The organism is Abiotrophia defectiva ATCC 49176 (assembly GCF_000160075.2).
GTDB lineage: Bacteria > Bacillota > Bacilli > Lactobacillales > Aerococcaceae > Abiotrophia > Abiotrophia defectiva.
The window spans coordinates 1,210,473-1,229,998 of record NZ_KI535340.1; the positions used below are offsets into that span (position 1 = coordinate 1,210,473).

8 protein-coding genes are annotated in these 19,526 nt (G+C 49.9%); all 8 read left to right on the plus strand.

Annotated elements, in window-relative coordinates:
• Positions 1–328 precede the first annotated feature (328 nt).
• The 8 genes from GCWU000182_RS10195 to GCWU000182_RS05700 all read left to right on the plus strand — a co-directional run bounded on the left by GCWU000182_RS10195 (position 329) and on the right by GCWU000182_RS05700 (position 19,231).
• Positions 329–13,024, plus strand: a complete 12,696-nt coding sequence (locus tag GCWU000182_RS10195) for a YSIRK signal domain/LPXTG anchor domain surface protein (protein WP_023391844.1) — start codon at positions 329–331, stop codon at positions 13,022–13,024.
• A gap of 194 nt (positions 13,025–13,218) precedes the next feature.
• Positions 13,219–13,854: a hypothetical protein gene (locus GCWU000182_RS09625; RefSeq protein WP_023391845.1), complete on the plus strand. Its 636-nt coding sequence runs from the start codon at positions 13,219–13,221 to the stop codon at positions 13,852–13,854.
• Positions 13,855–13,929: 75 nt separating this feature from the next.
• Positions 13,930–14,595 (plus strand): CpXC domain-containing protein, encoded by a 666-nt coding sequence (locus GCWU000182_RS09630; protein ID WP_051372932.1) that lies wholly within the window; start codon positions 13,930–13,932, stop codon positions 14,593–14,595.
• A gap of 74 nt (positions 14,596–14,669) precedes the next feature.
• A complete protein-coding gene (locus GCWU000182_RS05680) occupies positions 14,670–15,305 on the plus strand; it encodes a PepSY domain-containing protein (protein WP_023391847.1) in 636 nt (211 codons plus the stop codon).
• Between the two features lie 117 nt (positions 15,306–15,422).
• Positions 15,423–15,686: a type II toxin-antitoxin system Phd/YefM family antitoxin gene (locus tag GCWU000182_RS05685; protein ID WP_023391848.1), complete on the plus strand. Its 264-nt coding sequence runs from the start codon at positions 15,423–15,425 to the stop codon at positions 15,684–15,686.
• Positions 15,676–15,990, plus strand: coding sequence for a type II toxin-antitoxin system RelE/ParE family toxin (locus GCWU000182_RS05690; protein WP_023391849.1), 315 nt, complete (start codon positions 15,676–15,678; stop codon positions 15,988–15,990). Before GCWU000182_RS05685 ends, GCWU000182_RS05690 begins: the two co-directional genes overlap by 11 nt.
• 209 nt (positions 15,991–16,199) lie before the next feature.
• Positions 16,200–17,936, plus strand: coding sequence for a glycoside hydrolase family 13 protein (locus tag GCWU000182_RS05695; protein WP_035364175.1), 1,737 nt, complete (start codon positions 16,200–16,202; stop codon positions 17,934–17,936).
• Positions 17,936–19,231 carry an alpha-amylase family glycosyl hydrolase gene (locus GCWU000182_RS05700; RefSeq protein ID WP_023391851.1) on the plus strand — a complete coding sequence of 432 codons (1,296 nt, stop codon included), beginning with the start codon at positions 17,936–17,938 and terminating at the stop codon, positions 19,229–19,231. The genes GCWU000182_RS05695 and GCWU000182_RS05700 overlap by 1 nt, the downstream gene beginning before the upstream one ends.
• The last annotated feature ends 295 nt before the right edge of the window (positions 19,232–19,526 follow it).

Below are 19,526 nucleotides of genomic sequence, written 5' to 3' on the forward strand. Positions count from 1 at the left end.
GCATAAAATGTTGGCAATTTTTTGTTGGGCTCAGCAATAAAAATAGCGACAAGTTAGGCAGTGCTTGTGAAGCTTCTGATGCCTATAGTAGTGGGGTTTGCCGTCATTCATTCGCAAAGGATGTCATTTTTGAGAAGACAAAAATCTGATAAGTAAAGGCAAGGATGATGAAATTTCATTTTGAATATGAAATTCTATCAAATTGGTGTAGGTTTTCTTATGGATTTGTGCTAATATATAGCTTGTATGATTCTGTCTGAAGGGCACCCCCCGTAAGTGCTTTTCCTTGATAGACAGCCATTATCACGAATGAAAAAAGGAGATAGCTATGTTAGGAAAAAATAATTTTCATTTGCGCCGCTTGCGTGAAGGCGAAAAAGTCACGCACTATGCCATTAAGAAACTTAGTGTAGGGGTTGCTTCTGTAGCCGTAGGGTCCTTCATCCTCTTCGGTTCCAGCAATGCCCAAGCTGCTCAAGTAGTCGCTAGCCAAACTAGCACCTCAGCACCAGAAGCCAGCCAAGGCCCTGAGCAAGCTCAGGCTGCGGAAGTCCAAGCTTCCAGCTCAAGCCAGGAGTCTCTTGAATCCAGCTCTAATGAGCAGGCTTCTTTGGCGACTTCTGAATCCCAATCACAAAGTAGCGAGAGCAGCCAATCCTCAGAGAGCTCCAGCTCGAGTGAAGCTTCAAGCAGTCATTCTAGCCAATCTCAGGAGACCCCTGCTAAGCCAGACGAAACAGGCCAGACTAACCTCAAGCCAAGCCGGGACAATGACAGCCGCCGGACGCCAGGTTATGCCGTCAAGCCAGTTGAAAAACCAGCCACAGCTTCCATGCCACGGCCAAACAACCAAGGCCAACCTATGCCGACTGGTACCAGCCTGCGCGGGATTGGGACCGGTAAATTTACTGACCTAATCGAGCCAAGTGGCGCCAATGCCATCCCCGTAGTGGATCCACAAAACCTATCCAATGATGAGAAACGCCGCCTTAAGGCAGCCTACATCCGCCTCAACCCAGGTCGCGGCCTGACTGAGCGCAATATTGACATCACATCTGATGGCAGAGTCCTTATCACTGGCAAGCGAAGTGGGGATACATACAAATCCTATTTGGATGACGTGACCACTAATTTAGCAAGACCAGCAGCTACTGCAGAGCCGACCGTAAATGGCACATATGAAGACAAACTGTCATCTACTGATGCTACTATTACCGGTACCGGGATTCCAGGGGCGACCATCAAAGTCACCTTGCAAGACAATAGCGTACAAACAACCCGTGTTGATAGACAGGGGAATTGGACCATCAATCTGCTCAAGCCAATGCGCGATAGCCAGTATATTACTGGAAAGGGCAAAGCAATTGAAGTTGTCCAAATTATGAACGGTCAAGAAAGTGCTGTGGTGCGCAAAACTGTGGACCTTGGGACCTTCTTAATTTTAGAAAACAATTTATCTAGCTCTAATCGTTCAGGTTATGGCAAGATGATTGCTGGTCAAAAATATATTGAACTTGCCGTCCCTCACGATGCCCTCTTCATGTCCTTAGAGGCTAACTTAACTCAAGAGGGTAAATTTGGGAGTGATGATAACCGTTCGCAGTTAGCGATTACTCGTGATTCAATCACTTCTGCATGGAAAGTTCATGGCGGGGGGACTTTCTTAAGAAAAGACACCGCCAAGCCTGATTTGATTAAGAAAATTGAAGTGCTACCAGGTGCGCAATTCGGCTATCAACGGATTCGTATCACAACGTCTGATGAGTTCAAGATTAAGGAAGCTGGCGATACAGTTCTTAAATATAAAGGCAAAGATCGCCCCTTGGGTCCTGAAACCGTGCCTGTAGTGGCAGGATTACGGATTGTCCCTCGATACAACTCAGGACAAGTCGTTCCTGAACATCGCATGACCTCAGGGAATGCGACCAACGCTGCTCCAACCATTGCTGTTACAACACCTTCTACAACACTTAATGTTGACCAAGCCATAAGTGACGCGACCATCAAGTCTATGGTGCGTGTGAATGACCTTGAAGACGATGCACGTCAAACCAACGGGACGCCTGTCCAAGCCGACATTGTCTCCTACAGCAAGAATGGACAGACAGTTGCAGCCATCGACCCAAGCGTTGAAGGGGAATACACCGTTACCCTGCGGGCTCGCGACAGTCAGGACAAGCTGTCTAATAACACGGTTCAAGTCAAAGTAGCCTTCACTTTACCTCGTGAAGAGGCTAAGACAGCCGTTAATAATGCGGCCAACGCCAAGAACGCAGCCATCGACAATAACAATAATTTGACCGCTGAAGAAAAGGCGGCCGAAAAAGCCAAGGTAGAAGCAGCTAAGAATGCGGCTTTAGCTGGTATTGACCAGGCTAAGACAACGGCTGCTCGTAATGCAGCCCAAAACAAGGGGACCTCAGACATTAATGCGGTCAACCCTGTGCCGGTGGCTAAACCAGCGGCTAACGATGCCCTAGAACAAGCCGCCGTTAACAAGATCAATGAAATCAGCCAACGACCAGATTTGACTCGTGAAGAGAAGCAAGCCTTCATGGATCAGGTACGGACTGCGCGCGATGCGGCAAAGGCCAAGGTTGCCAGCGCGGCCAACAACCAGGCCGTGACTACCGCCCGCGACCAAGGGCTGAATGCGGTCAATAATTTACCAACGCCAGCAGCCAAGTACCCAGAGGCTTTGGGCCATGTGCGCCAAGCAGCCGATGCTAAGCGTCAGGCTATTCGCGACAATGCCAACCTAACAGCCGAAGAACAAGCCGATGCCCTGCGTCAGGTAGATGCTGCCCAAACAGCGGCTGAAGCTGCCATTAACCAGAACCATACCAACGCGACCTTGGCTAAGGCCGACAGCGATGGGGTTAAGGCTATTAATGCTATTAATCCGCAAGGTACGACCAAGCCAGCTGCCAGCCAAGCTTTGGAACAAGTAGCAGCAGCCAAACGCCAAGCTATCAACAATAATAATCAGTTGACGGATGAAGAGAAGGCGCAAGCCATCCAGCAGGTGGACCAAGCTTTGGCTAATGCCAAGACTCAAGTTCAAGCTGCTAACGACAATAACGGGGTTAACCAGGCTAAGACGGCTGGGACAACCGCTATTAACAACATTAATCCTCAAGGGACCCAGAAGGCGCAAGCCATTGCGGCCATTGAAGCGGCTGAACAAGCCAAACGTCAAGAATTGCAGGGTCGGAATGAATTGACCACCGAAGAGCGCAATAATGCCCTGGCAGACCTAACGGCCAAGGCGCAAGCGGCCAAAGACGCGGTCAACCAAGCACGCAACAATACGGGAGTTGCGGGTGCCAAAGATAATGGTGTGGCTCAAATTCAAGGGATTAATCCTACAGCTGTCGTAAAACCAGACGCTCGGAATGCTATCGACCAAGCGGCTCGTGATAGAGAGGCAGAATTCCAGGCTAATACTAAGTTGACAGATGAAGAGAAGGCAGCGGCCATCAAGAAAGTACAAGATGCCGCGCGTGATGCCAAGGCCGCCATTGATGCAGCTGGCTCTAATGGCGATGTCAACAATGCCGTCAACCAAGGTAAGGCAGCTATCCAAGCCATCAAAGCCCTAGATGACAGCCAGCCAAGTGCTAAAGATACGGCCAAGGCAGCCATCCAAAATGCGGCAGATGCTAAGAAAGCAGCCATTACGGCCAACAATGCTTTGACTCAAGAAGAGAAAGCAGCGGCCATTAAGCAAGTGGAAGATGAAGCAGCCAAGGCTCAAGCAGCGGTGGACGCTTCAAGATCCAAGGCCGACGTAGACCGGGCCAAGGACCAAGGGCTTCAAAAGATTAGCGATGTGCCAGCCGTCCCAACCACCAAGCTCAATGCCATTGCAGCGGTGGATCAGGCAGCGACTGACAAGAAGGCCGTAATCAACAATGATACGACTTTGACCCAGGAAGAGAAGGAAGCTGCTATCCGCAAGGTTGAGGAAGAAGCAGCCAAGGCTCGTCAGGCCATCAATGATGCGACCAGCAATGCGGATGTAGCCGCTAAGCAAGCCCAAGGCACCCAAGCCATTAACAACGTGCCACAAACGCCAGCGGCTAAGAATGCTGCCAAAGCAGCGGTAGAACAAGCCGCAGATGCTAAGAAGCAAGCCATCGAAAACGATCCAAACCTAACTCGTCAAGAAAAAGACGCAGCCATCGCCAAGGTGGATCAAGAAACCAACAAGGCGCGCCAAGCTATTGATGCGGCAAATACTAACGCGGATGTGACGGCTAAGCAAAATGAGGGCACCAAAGCCATCAATGATGTGCCGCAAACGCCAACGGCTAAAACTGATGCCAAGAACGCGGTCACTCAAGCAGCTGAAGACAAGAAGTCAGCCATCGAAAACGATCCAAACTTGACTCGCGAAGAGAAGGATGCAGCCAAAGCTAAGGTAGACGCCGAGGCGACTAAGGCTAAGAATGCCATCGATGCCACGACAAGCAACGATGATGTGACGGCTAAGCAAAATGAAGGTACGCAAGCCATCAATGCAGTACCACAAACGCCGACAGCTAAGACTGATGCCAAGAACGCAGTGACTCAGGCCGCTGAAGACAAGAAGTCAGCCATCGAAAACGATCCAAACTTAACTCGCGAAGAGAAGGATATGGCCAAAGCTAAGGTAGACGCCGAAGCAACTAAGGCTAAGAATGCCATCGATGCCGCGACAAGCAACGATGACGTGACGGCTAAGCAGAACGAAGGTACGCAAGCTATTAATGCAGTGCCACAAACGCCTAAAGCTAAAACTGACGCCAAGAACGCGGTGGATCAAGCAGCTACTGACAAGAAGTCAGCCATCGAAAATGATCCAGCTTTAACTCGTGAAGAGAAGGATGCCGCTAAGGCAAAAGTTGATGCAGAAGCGAAGAAAGCTAAGGATGCCATCGATGCTGCAACCAGCAATGCAGATGTGACAGCTAAGCAGAACGAAGGTACGCAAGCTATCAACGCAGTGCCACAAACGCCTAAAGCTAAAACTGACGCCAAGAACGCGGTGACTCAGGCAGCGGACGCTAAGAAGGATGCTATCGAGAATGATCCAAACTTAACTCGCGAAGAGAAGGATGCAGCTAAGGCGAAAGTAGACGCCGAAGCTACTAAGGCCAAGAATGCCATCGATGCTGCAACAAGTAACGATGACGTGACGGCTAAGCAAAACGAAGGTACACAAGCCATCAATTCAGTACCACAAACGCCAACAGCTAAAACAGACGCCAAGAATGCGGTGACTCAAGCAGCGGACGCTAAGAAGGACGCGATTGAGAAAGACCCTAACTTGACTCGCGAAGAGAAGGATGCTGCTAAAGCTAAGGTAGACGCCGAAGCTAAGAAGGCAAAGGACGCCATTGATGCCGCAACTTCTAATGCAGATGTGACAGCTAAGCAAAACGAAGGTACCAAAGCAATTAATGATGTACCACAAACGCCAACGGCTAAGACAGATGCCAAGAACGCGGTGGATCAAGCAGCTACTGACAAGAAGTCAGCCATCGAGAACGACCCAGCTTTAACTCGTGAAGAGAAAGACGCGGCTAAGGCGAAAGTTGATGCCGAAGCTAAGAAGGCAAAGGACGCCATTGATGCCGCAACTTCTAATGCAGATGTGACAGCTAAGCAAAACGAAGGTACCAAAGCCATCAACGCGGTGCCACAAACACCAACAGCTAAGACAGATGCCAAGAACGCGGTAGATCAAGCAGCAACTGACAAGAAGTCTGCCATCGAAAACGACCCCGCTTTAACTCGCGAAGAGAAAGACGCTGCCAAAGCGAAAGTTGATGCCGAAGCGAAGAAAGCTAAGGACGCCATCGATGCAGCGACAAGCAATGCGGATGTAACAGCCAAGCAAAATGAAGGTACGCAAGCTATCAACGCAGTGCCACAAACACCGACAGCTAAGACTGACGCAAAAAATGCGATTACTCAAGCAGCTGATGCGAAGAAAGATGCGATTGAGAAAGATCCTAACTTGACCCGTCAAGAAAAAGAAGCCGCTAAAGCCAAAGTTGACGCCGAAGCGAAGAAGGCTAAAGATGCCATCGATGCTGCGACAACTAATAACGATGTGACGGCTAAGCAGAATGAGGGTACTCAGGCCATCAATGATGTCCAACAAACCCCAACCGCTAAGACTGATGCCAAGAACGCCATCGATCAAGCTGCTGACGCTAAGAAAGCAGCCATCGAAGCTGATAACACCCTCACTCGTCAAGAGAAGGATGCAGCCAAGTCTAAAGTTGACCAAGAAGTAACCAAGGCCAAAAACGCCATTGACGCGGCAACAAGCGATGAGGACGTAACAGCTCAGAAAGACGCCGGTAAGGACGCGATTAACGCCGTTCCACAAACGCCAACGGCTAAGACCGACGCCAAGAACGCGATAGACCAAGCAGCTAACGACAAGAAAGCAGCAATCGAGGCGGACAACACCCTAACTCGTCAAGAGAAGGACGCAGCCAAAGCTAAAGTGGATGAAGAGGCTAAGAAGGCAAAAGACGCCATCGACGCAGCAACAACCAACGAGGACGTAACAGCTCAGAAAGACGCCGGCAAGGACGCGATTAACGCCGTTCCACAAACGCCAACAGCGAAAACTGATGCCAAGAACGCGATAGACCAAGCTGCAACTGATAAGAAGAATGCGATCGAGAACGACCCAGCTCTAACTCGTCAGGAAAAAGACGCGGCTAAAGCTAAGGTGGACGAAGAAGCCAAGAAAGCTAAGGATGCCATCGATGCAGCGACAACCAACGAGGATGTAACTGCTAAGCAAAACCAGGGTACGCAAGCTATCAACGCAGTTCCACAAACACCAACGGCTAAGACCGACGCCAAGAACGCGATCGACCAAGCTGCAACTGATAAGAAGAATGCGATCGAAAACGATCCAGCTCTAACTCGTCAAGAAAAAGATGCAGCTAAGGCTAAGGTCGACGAAGAAGCCAAGAAAGCTAAGGATGCCATCGATGCAGCGACAACAAATGAAGATGTCACAGCTAAACAAACCGAAGGCACCCAAGCCATCAACGCCGTCCCTCAAACGCCAACAGCGAAGACTGATGCTAAGAACGCAATCGATCAAGCAGCTAACGACAAGAAGGCAGCAATCGAGGCCGACAACACCTTGACTCGCCAAGAAAAGGATGCAGCCAAGGCGAAAGTGGACGAAGAAGCCAAGAAAGCTAAGGATGCCATCGACGCAGCAACCACTAACGAGGACGTGACAGCTCAGAAAGACGCCGGCAAGGACGCGATTAACGCCGTTCCACAAACACCGACCGCGAAAACTGATGCCAAGAACGCAATCGATCAAGCTGCAACTGATAAGAAGAATGCAATCGAGAACGACGCAGCTCTAACTCGTCAGGAAAAAGACGCGGCTAAGGCTAAAGTGGACGAAGAAGCTAAGAAAGCTAAGGATGCCATCGATGCGGCTACGACTAGTGAGGATGTAACGGCTCAGAAAGATGCTGGTAAAGACGCGATTAACGCCGTTCCACAAACGCCGACGGCTAAGACTGACGCTAAGAACGCGATTGATCAAGCAGCTAACGATAAGAAAGCAGCGATCGAAGCCGACAACACCCTGACTCGCCAAGAGAAGGATGCGGCTAAAGCTAAAGTTGATGATGAAGCTAAGAAGGCCAAAGATGCCATCGATGCAGCAACTACTAACGAGGATGTCACTGCTAAGCAAAACGACGGCACTCAAGCGATCAACGCAGTCCCACAAACACCAACAGCGAAGACTGATGCCAAGAACGCGATCGACCAAGCAGCTAACGACAAGAAGAATGCAATCGAAGCCGACAACACTTTAACCCGTCAAGAAAAAGACGCAGCTAAAGCTAAGGTGGATGAAGAAGCGAAGAAAGCTAAGGATGCTATCGACGCAGCGACCACCAACGAGGATGTAACGGCTCAGAAAGATGCTGGTAAGGACGCTATCAACGCCGTTCCACAAACACCAACAGCGAAGACTGACGCCAAGAACGCAGTAGATCAAGCTGCTACTGACAAGAAGAATGCGATTGAGAACGATCCAGCTCTAACTCGTCAGGAAAAAGACGCAGCTAAAGCTAAGGTGGATGACGAAGCCAAGAAAGCTAAGGATGCCATCGATGCAGCGACAACCAACGAAGATGTAACTGCTAAGCAAACCGATGGCACCCAAGCAATCAACGCCGTCCCTCAAACGCCAACAGCGAAGACTGATGCTAAGAACGCAATCGATCAAGCTGCAACTGATAAGAAGAATGCGATCGAAAACGACCCAGCTCTAACTCGTCAGGAAAAAGATGCGGCTAAGGCTAAGGTGGATGAAGAAGCGAAGAAAGCTAAGGACGCTATCGACGCAGCAACCACTAACGAGGACGTGACAGCTCAGAAAGATGCCGGCAAGGACGCGATTAACGCCGTTCCACAAACACCGACCGCGAAAACTGATGCCAAGAACGCAATCGATCAAGCTGCAACTGATAAGAAGAATGCAATCGAGAACGATCCAGCCTTAACTCGTCAGGAGAAAGACGCAGCTAAGTCAAAAGTGGACGAGGAAGCCAAGAAGGCAAAAGATGCCATCGATGCCGCAACCACCAACGAGGACGTAACAGCTCAGAAAGATGCTGGTAAGGATGCGATTAACGCAGTGCCGCAAACGCCAACCGCTAAGACTGATGCCAAGAATGCAGTAGATCAAGCTGCAACTGACAAGAAGAATGCGATTGAAAACGATCCAGCTCTAACTCGTCAGGAAAAAGATGCTGCTAAAGCTAAGGTGGACGAGGAAGCCAAGAAGGCAAAAGATGCCATCGATGCCGCAACCACCAACGAGGACGTAACAGCTCAGAAAGATGCTGGTAAGGACGCGATTAACGCCGTCCCACAAACACCGACAGCGAAAACTGATGCTAAGAATGCCATCGACCAAGCATCTAACGACAAGAAGGCAGCAATCGAGGCGGACAACACCCTAACTCGTCAAGAGAAGGATGCAGCCAAAGCTAAGGTGGATGAGGAAGCTAAGAAGGCCAAAGACGCCATCGATGCAGCGACAACCAACGAGGATGTAACTGCTAAGCAAACCGAGGGCACTCAAGCCATCAACGCCGTTCCACAAACACCAACAGCGAAAACTGATGCCAAGAATGCAATCGATCAAGCAGCTAACGACAAGAAAGCAGCAATCGAGGCGGACAACACTCTAACTCGTCAAGAGAAGGACGCAGCCAAAGCTAAAGTGGATGAAGAAGCTAAAAAAGCTAAGGACGCCATCGACGCAGCGACAACAAACGAAGATGTTACTGCTAAACAAAATGAAGGCTCTCAAGCCATCAACGCCGTACCACAAACGCCAACAGCGAAGACTGACGCTAAGAATGCCATCGACCAAGCAGCTGACGCTAAGAAGGCAGCCATCGAGGCTGATAATGCTTTGACTCGTGAGGAGAAGGATGCAGCCAAGGCCAAGGTGGACGCTGAAGCAACTAAGGCTAAGAATGCCATCGACGCAGCGACAACCAACGAAGACGTCACTGCTAAGCAAACCGAGGGCACGCAAGCCATCAACGATGTGCCACAAACCCCATCGGCCAAGCCAGCAGCTAAACAAGCCATCGAAGATGCAGCGACAGCTAAGAAAAATGCTATCCAATCCAATGACGCTTTGACCGACGAAGAGAAGGCGAATGCCATCGCTCAAGTTGACGCAGCTGCTCAAGCAGCCAAAGACGCCATCGACCAAGCAGCTGATAACGATGCAGTTAAAACTCAAAAGGACAGCAGCGTGGACGCAATCAATGCGGTCAACCCAAGTCCAGTGGCTAAGCCAACAGCTAAGCAAGCCATTCAAGATGCAGCCGACGCTAAGAAGGCAGCCATCCAGGCTGATGACCGTCTAACTCAAGAAGAGAAAGACGCAGCCAAGGCGCAAGTTCAAGCAGCAGCAGATACCGCTAAGAATGCCGTTGATGCCGCAAGCAACAACACTGATGTGACCGCTGAGCAAGGTAAGGGCGTGGACGCAATCAATGCCGTCAACCCAACACCTGTCGCTAAGCCAACAGCCAAAGATGAAATTCAAGCAGCCGCTGATGCTAAGAAACAAGCCATTGAAGACCGTCCTGATTTGACTCGTGAAGAGAAGGACGCAGCTATCAAGCAAGTGGATGACGCCGCACAAGCCGCTAAGGATGCCATCGATGCTGCAAGCAATAACGGCGACGTGACCAACGCCAAAGGCAACGGCCTCGCAGCCATTGCCGCAGTGACCCCAGCTTCAGTTACTAAGACAGATGCTAAGGCCGCTGTCGATGCAGCCGCTGCGCTTAAGAAGGATGCTATCCAAAATCGTCCTGATTTAACCCAGGAAGAAAAAGATGCGGCTATTAAGCAAGTGGATGATGCCGCTAAGGCAGCCAAGGATGCTATTGATGCTGCGACGACTGCTGCCCAAGTTGGTGCAGAGAAAGACGCTGGCGTCAAGGCCATCACAGACGTCAACCCAACACCAAATGCTAAGCCAGCAGCTAAGCAAGCGGTGCAAGATGCAGCTGATGCCAAGAAAGCAGCTATTGAAGCTGACAACACCCTCACTCGTGAAGAGAAGGATGCAGCCATCAAGCAGGTAGATGCCGCAGCTCAAGCAGCTAAGGACGCCATCGATGCTGCAACAACCAACGCGGATGTAGCAACTGAGCAAGGCAAGGGTGAAACAGCGATTAACGCAGTGAACCCAGTAGCCGACGCGAAACCTAAGGCCAAAGCCGAAGTTGATAAAGCAGCCGACGCTAAGAAAGCCGCCATCGAAGCTGACAACACCCTCACACGCGAAGAGAAAGATGCAGCGATTAAGGAAGTTAACGATGCCGCGCAAGCCGCTAAGGATGCGATTGACGCTGCAACCACTAACGCAGATGTAGCGACCGAACAAGGCAAGGGTGAAACAGCGATTAACGCAGTGAACCCAGTAGCGGATGCTAAGCCGAAGGCTAAGGCAGAAGTTGATAAAGCAGCTGATGCTAAGAAGTCAGCTATTGAAGCTGATAACACCTTAACTCGCGAAGAGAAGGATGCAGCCATCAAGCAAGTTAACGATGCAGCTCAAGCCGCTAAGGACGCCATCGACGCCGCAACCACCAACGCGGATGTAGCGACCGAACAAGGCAAGGGCGAAACAGCCATCGCAGCCATCAACCCAGTAGCGGACGCGAAACCTAAGGCTAAGGCCGAAGTCGATAAAGCAGCTGACGCCAAGAAGGCTGCAATCGAAGCCGACAACACCTTAACTCGTGAAGAGAAGGATGCAGCCATCAAGCAAGTAGATGATGCCGCTAAGGCAGCCAAGGAAGCGATTGATGCCGCAACTAACAATGCGGATGTGTCAACTGAACAAGGCAAGGGCGAGACAGCCATTGCAGCTATCAACCCAGTAGCAGACGCTAAGCCAAAAGCTAAGGCAGAAGTTGACAAAGCAGCTGACGCTAAGAAGGCAGCAATCGAAGCTGACAACACCTTAACTCGCGAAGAGAAGGATGCAGCCATCAAGCAAGTTAACGATGCCGCGCAAGCAGCTAAGGATGCCATCGATGCCGCAACCACTAACGCGGATGTGGCAACTGAACAAGGCAAGGGCGAAACAGCCATCAACGCCGTAAACCCAGTAGCGGACGCGAAACCAAAAGCTAAAGCAGAAGTTGATAAAGCAGCTGACGCTAAGAAGGCAGCAATCGAAGCTGACAACACCTTAACTCGCGAAGAGAAGGACGCAGCTATTAAAGAAGTGAACGCCGCCGCTCAAGCAGCCAAGGATGCGATTGACGACGCAACAAACAACGCGGATGTAGCAACTGAGCAAGGCAAGGGTGAAACAGCCATCGTAGCCATCAACCCAACAGCCGACAAGAAGACGACAGCCAAAGCAGCCATTGACGCCGCCCTCAAGGCTAAGTCAGACGCCATCGATGCTCGCACCGACTTGACGCAAGAAGAGAAGGATGCAGCTAAGGCTAAGTTGGCAGAAGCCGCAAGCAAGGCTAAGGATGCTATCGATGCGGCAAGCACCAACGCGGAAGTTGATGCTGCAAGCAAGCTTGGCAATGACACCATTGACAGCTTCAACCCAACAGCCGACAAGAAGACGACGGCCAAGGCAGCCATTGACGCAGCCCTCAAGGCTAAGTCAGACGCTATCGATGCTCGCACCGACTTGACGCAAGAAGAGAAGGATGCAGCTAAGGCTAAGTTGGCGGAAGATGCAAGCAAGGCCAAGGATGCGATTGATGCCGCAACCACCAACGCGGAAGTTGATGCCGCAAGCAAGCTTGGCAATGACACCATTGACAGCTTCAACCCAAGTGCCGACAAGAAGACAAGCGCCAAGGCAGCCATTGACGCAGCCCTCAAGGCTAAGTCAGACGCCATCGATGCTCGCACCGACTTGACGCAAGAAGAGAAGGATGCAGCTAAGGCTAAGTTGGCAGAAGCTGCAAGCAAGGCCAAGGATGCCATCGATGCTGCAACCACCAACGCGGAAGTTGATGCTGCAACCAAACTTGGTTTAGACGGGATGAATGACTTTAACCCAAGTTCTGACACCAAGTCCGATGCCAAGGCAGCTATCGATGCAGCCGCTAAGGCTAAGATTGAGGCCCTCAAGGCTCGCACCGATTTGAATGACGCTGACAAGGCCAAGGCCATTGCGGAGGTCGAGGAACTGGCTCAGAAAGCCAAGGATGCCATCGACCAAGCCACCAGCCAGGCTCAAGTTCAAGCTCTGCTGGAACAAGCCCTAGCTGATATCGCCGCAGTTAACCCTGCGCCAAGCTATGTGCCATGTCCAGATTGTGATGCGAAGAAACAAGGCCTCTTGCCAGCAACTGGGGAAACCAGCAACCAGACCTTCTTCTCTGCAGCAGCGCTTGCTGTATTAGCAGGACTAGGTTTAGTCGCCACCGGTAAACGCAAGGATGAAGAAGAGCCATTGAGCTAAGCGCATCAAGGCCAAACCAAATAAAATCTGTCTACCTGACAGACTGACAAGAGCTTGGGATTTGGTCCCAGGCTCTTGTTTTTGTCATTCATTAAAAATTCATAGTTTATTCTTGCTAAACTCCTTCCGTTTGGCGGAATTTGTGTTAGAATAAGAGAGTAAAGTAGTAAGTCTGTCGAAAAGGGGGAAATACGATGCGGAACAAAAAATCCATAGCGCGTCGTGGCTGGGTCTTGTTGGGCCTACTAGCCGTGTTCCTATTAGGAATGGGGCAGCCAGTCTATGCCAAACCAGACTGGTCCGAGAGTGCTCCCTATATCCATTTCGTCAATTACCACTATGTGGGCAATGGGGTAGAAGGTGGCGCCCGGGATGTCATTATGGAATATTCGCCAGATGCCAACGGGATTTTCCAAATCTCTGTCCTGGAAGGGACCAGCTCTAACTGTTATATCTACCAGATTAGACAGGACGGTCTCTACGAACTCGCGCACTTTGACACCTATAGCGATGTGGAAGACAAACGGACCACAGACGCGGCCAAGGACGACAAGAAGGCTTTGATTTTGCCAGCGGATTTGACGGTGGGCAAGGTCTACTATACCGGCTATGATAAGGCGGTTAAAAACACAGTGGTGGCTAATCCTATGACCTATGTCATCAATGGCAAGCGCTACGAGAACACCATTAAGGTGTCGCGTGAATTGCCAAGTGGCACGATCTACCTCTACTATGCACCAAAAGCAGGCCTCATTGCAGTCGAAGATCAGGCAGGTAACCCTGAGTTTGTTCTGACTGAAACCTACGGCAATGTCGCCAATACCCGTTAAGTCAACTTCAAGATTCAGTTGCGCGCAACTGAATCTTTTGATATATATAGGAAGAAAAAATAAAGGAGTGACCTTATGACCCGACACCATACCTATCCCATGGTTTGTCCTAACTGTAACCATACGCAAGATTTCCTGGCCTATGACAGCATTAATATTAGCGCCAACCCTGAACTCAAGCCCCTAGTCATGTCGACCGATCTCTTGGCTTTCCACTGTGACAACTGTGGCTACGACACCTTCGTCAATTATGGCTATCTCTACCATGACCCTAAGCATGTCTTCATGGTCTACTACGAACCTCAACCTGAAAAGCATGTCCAGATTGCCCATGACTTGCGGACCATTTATTTCCGCGAGGAAGGCTATGTCCAACGTAAGGCGGGCTATCGCTTCCGCATTGTGCCGGAATTGCGTGATTTGTGGGAGAAGATTTTTATTTTCGAGGCGGGCCTGGATGACCGGGTAATCGAGCTCTTGAAATACTACCTTCAGGCCACCTTCCTGGAGCAGTATCCGACTGCCCAGGTGGAGCGGGTCCAGTTCTATGTGGATGGGGAGACAGGGCAGAAGCAATTCATTCTCATGCATGAGGATGACATTGTAGCCTTCATTGCCTTCGATCCGGATCACTATGATTTAATCTTAGAGCGTTGGGGCGACCGCATGACCCAGCACGAGTCCAACCTACAACTCATGGTCAATGCCGAGTGGGTTGAGAAGTTAGTTTCAGAAGAATAATTGGTTTATAGGTTGACATTCTACAATTGTCGTGTTATCATAAAGACAAGTTAAAAGTATAGGAGGTCTTTACTATGACACTGAAGAAAAAATTGACAACAGCCTTGGTGGCCCTCTCCCTAACTGCTAGCCTAGCTCCGAGCGTTTTGGCTCAATCCTCAAGCTCTAGCTCAGATTCTAGCTCAACAGCAGCCAATGCTAGCAGCAATGAGACCACTAAGCAAAATGCGACGACTTATGAGCAAGTCACTAAGACCGCAGAAGAATTCATCAAATTCTACCGTGATGCACATCCTAAGCAAGATTTAACCACTGTTGAATTGAAGTATGATGATGACTTGAAGTTCTATGTGGTAGAATTCGAAGCAGTCGATGACGAAAATGAATACGAACTCAAGATTAACGCTGGCACAGGCGCAGAAGTTGCTAAGTCTGAACAAAGCTTGGTTAAGGCTAAACAAGGGGGCGTAGAACGTCGCGAGGAAGGTCTTAACTTAGAGAAGATGAAGGAATTCAAGGACATCAAAGCTGCTGCCGAAGCGGGGGCCGATGTCAAGGACTTGAAGCTAGATCATTGGGAATTAGACCGTGATGGGGAAGCAACCGTATGGACCCTGACCTACAAGAACGGTGACGTCGACGTTGAAGTCAAGGTAGATGCCCAAACTGGCCAAGTAGTTGCCGTAGAAGACGACCGCAAGGACGACTAATTTTAATCGCATGAGCAAGCAGGGACGCGGTCCCTGCTTTTTCTTTTTTAAAGAATGCGGAAAAACATTGCATCGTTGTATTTATTATGATAAAATTAGGATAAAGGAGTGATAGTTATGATTAACATTCGACCAGTATCTGATTTGCGTAATAAGTATCCTGAAATCGAAGCTATCGTACAAGAATCTCAGGCTCCAGTCTACTTGACTAAGAATGGGTATGGTTCTATGGTCGTCATGAGCATCGAACACTATGCTAGTTTAACTGAATCAGTAGAGTCAGCACTTGATATGGCTGATCAAATGGCTGCCCAAACGGATACCCGACTAGAACACGATGAAGTCTTTTCGGACATAAGAAAACGAATCAATGGAAAATAAGACTTATCATATACAATACCTTCCTATATTTAAGGAAGATCTTTCAGGTATTGTTGACTATATAACACAGGTACTTCATAATCCACGGGCTGCTGAACGCCTAGTGAATGATGTAGAAGTTGCTATATATCATCGACTTAAAGCGCCTCTTGGATATGCCCCTTATCCTACAAATACTAAGAGACCTCATCCCTATTATCGAATTCAGGTCCGTAATTATAGTATATTCTATGTTGTGAAAGATAAGACGATGGAAATCCGGAGAATCATCTACAATAAACGAGATATCAAGCATTTGCTGTAAATAGACTTGTTAATTAACCCGCCTTGAAGGAAAGGTGGGTTTTTGTATATTTAAGAATAGTGAATAGGGAATGAAGTATGCCTCAGTAGTAAATCCTGCACTCTAAAATCCCCCTTGGGGCCAATTTGACTTGATACCGGTAACCGCTTTCTTTATTCTTGTAATCGAACCTCAATTCTGCTAGCATGAGAGTGACAAGGAGTGACTTTATGGAATTAAGCAGTATTTATCATCGTCCTGAGTCAGAGTTTGCCTATCTCTACGACCAGGAACACATTCATCTGCGTTTGCGCAGTAAAAGAGGCGACCTAAGCAAGGTGCGCGTGGTCTTTCAGGATCCCTTCCTGACCGAGCAGGAAGAGACTGAACTGACCTTGGTGGTTGAGACTTCCATCTTTGATTTCTGGCAGGCCCAAGTGACGGTGCCTCATCGCCGTCTTATGTATTACTTTGTCTTGGAAGACAGTCAGGGTCAGACCATGGCCTACGGCGATGATGGCTTCCATGAAATGGGAGCTGACCAGGACCTTAACTTTGATTCCTTCTTCCGTCTGCCTTATCTGCATGAGAGCGAGCGGGCCAAGGTGCCGGAATGGGTCAAGTCTACTGTCTGGTATCAAATCTTCCCGGAACGCTTTAAGAATGGTCGACCTGAACTCAGTCCTGAGCAGACCCAGCCTTGGGATGCTAAGATTAGACCGACCTCTGAGGATTTCTTCGGTGGTGATCTAGAGGGAATCATTCAGGAGCTAGATTATCTGGCAGACTTGGGCATCACGGGCCTCTATCTCTGTCCAATCTTTGAGGCGCCGACCAACCACAAGTATGACACCATCGACTATCTGAGCGTGGACCCGCATTTTGGTGATAAGGAAACCTTCAAACGCCTAGTCCAAGGATGCCATGCTCGTGGCATTCGGGTCATGTTAGACGCCGTCTTCAACCATATCGGGGCCCACTCCAAGCAATGGCAGGATGTCAGAGAGCGGGGGGCGGCTTCGCCTTACACAGACTGGTTCCACATCCACAAATTCCCTGTGGTGGATCCCCTAACACCTAAGGATATCCACCGGGCTCAGGGCTTGAGCTATGAGATGTTCGCCTTTGAAGGCCGCATGCCTAAGCTCAACACCCAGAACCCAGAAGTGCAGCGTTACCTCTTAGACATTGCCAGCTACTGGATTCGCGAGTTCGACATTGACGGTTGGCGCCTGGATGTGGCCAATGAAATTGACCATGACTTCTGGCGGGCCTTTGCCCAGCAAGTGCGAAGCATCAAGCCGGACCTCTATATCCTGGGTGAAATCTGGCATAACTCCCAACCATGGTTGGCGGGTGACCAATTTGATGCGGTCATGAACTACTTGGGCACCACCCAGACCACCCGATATTTCTTAGAACATCGGGGTTCTGCCCAGAAATTAGTGGACGCGGTCTTGAGCCAGCAAATGCTCTACCGCCGTCAGCACAATGAGGTCATGTTCAACCTCTTGGATTCCCATGATACCTGGCGCATTCTCAGTCTAGCCAAGGGCAATAAGGACCGGGTCAAGGCGGCCCTAGCCTTCAACTTCTTGCAGTTGGGCAGTCCCTGCCTCTACTACGGCACCGAATATGGCTTAGATGGCGACCACGATCCTGGCTGCCGCAAGGTTATGCCATGGGATCCGGCCCAACAGGACCAAGACATGTATGCTTTCGTGAAGGCTCTGATTGCCTTACGTCACCGCTACAATGATTGGATTATTCAAGGGCAAATCGACTATGAGGCGCTAGACAATGGGGTCAAGATTAGTTTGACCCACCAAGGCACACGTTTGGTGGCCTACTTCAACCATGAAGGAAGTGTAAAATTCGACCAGCCGGCTAAGCTCTGTCTGGCTAATGGCTACCAAGACAGCTGTCTGGGCCCTGATGGCCTAATCATCTATGAGGAGGAAATATAATGGCACTTGATACAAGCTATGATTTACGTCGCAGCGTCATTTACTGCGTCTATGTTCGCAACTTCAGCCAAGAAGGGACCTTTGCAGGGGTGATTCCCCAACTAGACCGGCTGAAGGCCCTAGGTGTGGACTATATTTGGCTGCTACCTATTCATCCGCTGGGGGTGGAGAAGCGCAAGGGCAAGCTAGGCTCGCCTTATGCCATTCAAGACTACCGGGCAGTCAATCCCGAGTATGGGACTCTGGCTGACTTCGAGGAACTCTGCCAGGCCATCCATGAGCGGGGCATGAAGGTTATGATTGACGTGGTCTACAACCACACCTCACCCGACTCTGTCTTGGTTAAGACCCATCCCGAATGGTTCTACTATAAGCCTGATGGCAAACGGGGCAACCGGGTAGGGGAGTGGACTGACATCGTGGACTTGGACTACCAAGACCGGGCTCTCTGGGACTACCAAATTGAAAGTCTGAAATACTGGGCTCATTACGTGGACGGCTACCGTTGTGATGTGGCCTCCATGGTACCCGTGGACTTTTGGCGGGAAGCCCGCAAGGCCGTGGCTCAAGTCAAGGAGGACTTTGTCTGGTTGGCTGAGTCCGTCCACGCAGAATTTGTGAAGGCCCTGCGCCAGGAAGGGGTAGACGCGGCTAGCGACAGCCAACTCTATGAGGCCTTTGACTTGACTTATGATTATGATATTTGGACGGCCTATGAGCGCTATGTCCGCGGGGAAATTCCGCTGGACTGGTATTTGGAGCGTCTGTCCCTACAGGATATGATTTATCCTGATAACTATGTCAAGTTGCGTAACCTAGAGAACCATGACCAGCCACGCTTTGCTAGCGTCATGCCAGAGGGCGCTTCGCTGCGCCACTGGTTGACCTTTAGCTTGATGCAGCGGGGGGCTAGCCTGATTTATAACGGTCAGGAAATTGGCGCCAGCCATCTGCCTAATCTCTTCGACCGGGATCCCATTGACTGGCAAGGAGGGCAGGAAGACTTAAGCGACTGCCTAAGTCGCCTGATTAACATCAAGAAGTCGGCCCTGCCAGTTCGAGGGGCTTATGACTTATCAGGGGACCGTGACCTAGACTTAGTGCAAATCGCCTACAAGCATCCAGGCTCCCAAGACCTAGCTCTGTTAGCGGCAGTATCGCTTAAAGGCAAGTCAGGCAAGCTAGCGGTTGAGCTGCCAGACGGGGACTATGTCAATGCCTTGACTTCAAGTCCTGTCACCGTCAAGGAGGGCAAGCTGACAGTTGCTGCTGATCCAATTGTGATTATCTTATAATAGGAAAGATTCGAGTTAATAGAATTGACAAGTTACCTCTTTGAGTGTAAATATAATAGTGTAGAATAACAACGAGGTCAGAAAGGCACCTGACGCACCTCCTAGAGGTAACTGAGATGTTGGATACGCCGCCCAACCGTTTGTTATTTGTTTATAATCCGTTGAAGGCACTGATTTATCAGTGCCTTTTCTTTTTTTAGCGGTCTATTAGTGTTAAAAGGGCTAGGAAATAGGAGGATAATAAGGGAATGAGAACGCACGCAACTATTGTTATCGGTAACACCAAACTTTAACT

Bases quoted from the DNA above. Each gene is read 5' to 3' on its own strand.
- GCWU000182_RS05700 (WP_023391851.1), top strand. From the start codon at position 17,936: ATGGCACTTGATACAAGCTATGATTTACGTCGCAGCGTCATTTACTGC.
- GCWU000182_RS10195 (WP_023391844.1), top strand. From the start codon at position 329: ATGTTAGGAAAAAATAATTTTCATTTGCGCCGCTTGCGTGAAGGCGAA.
- GCWU000182_RS09630 (WP_051372932.1), top strand. From the start codon at position 13,930: ATGACCCGACACCATACCTATCCCATGGTTTGTCCTAACTGTAACCAT.
- GCWU000182_RS09625 (WP_023391845.1), top strand. From the start codon at position 13,219: ATGCGGAACAAAAAATCCATAGCGCGTCGTGGCTGGGTCTTGTTGGGC.
- GCWU000182_RS05690 (WP_023391849.1), top strand. From the start codon at position 15,676: ATGGAAAATAAGACTTATCATATACAATACCTTCCTATATTTAAGGAA.
- GCWU000182_RS05680 (WP_023391847.1), top strand. From the start codon at position 14,670: ATGACACTGAAGAAAAAATTGACAACAGCCTTGGTGGCCCTCTCCCTA.
- GCWU000182_RS05685 (WP_023391848.1), top strand. From the start codon at position 15,423: ATGATTAACATTCGACCAGTATCTGATTTGCGTAATAAGTATCCTGAA.
- GCWU000182_RS05695 (WP_035364175.1), top strand. From the start codon at position 16,200: ATGGAATTAAGCAGTATTTATCATCGTCCTGAGTCAGAGTTTGCCTAT.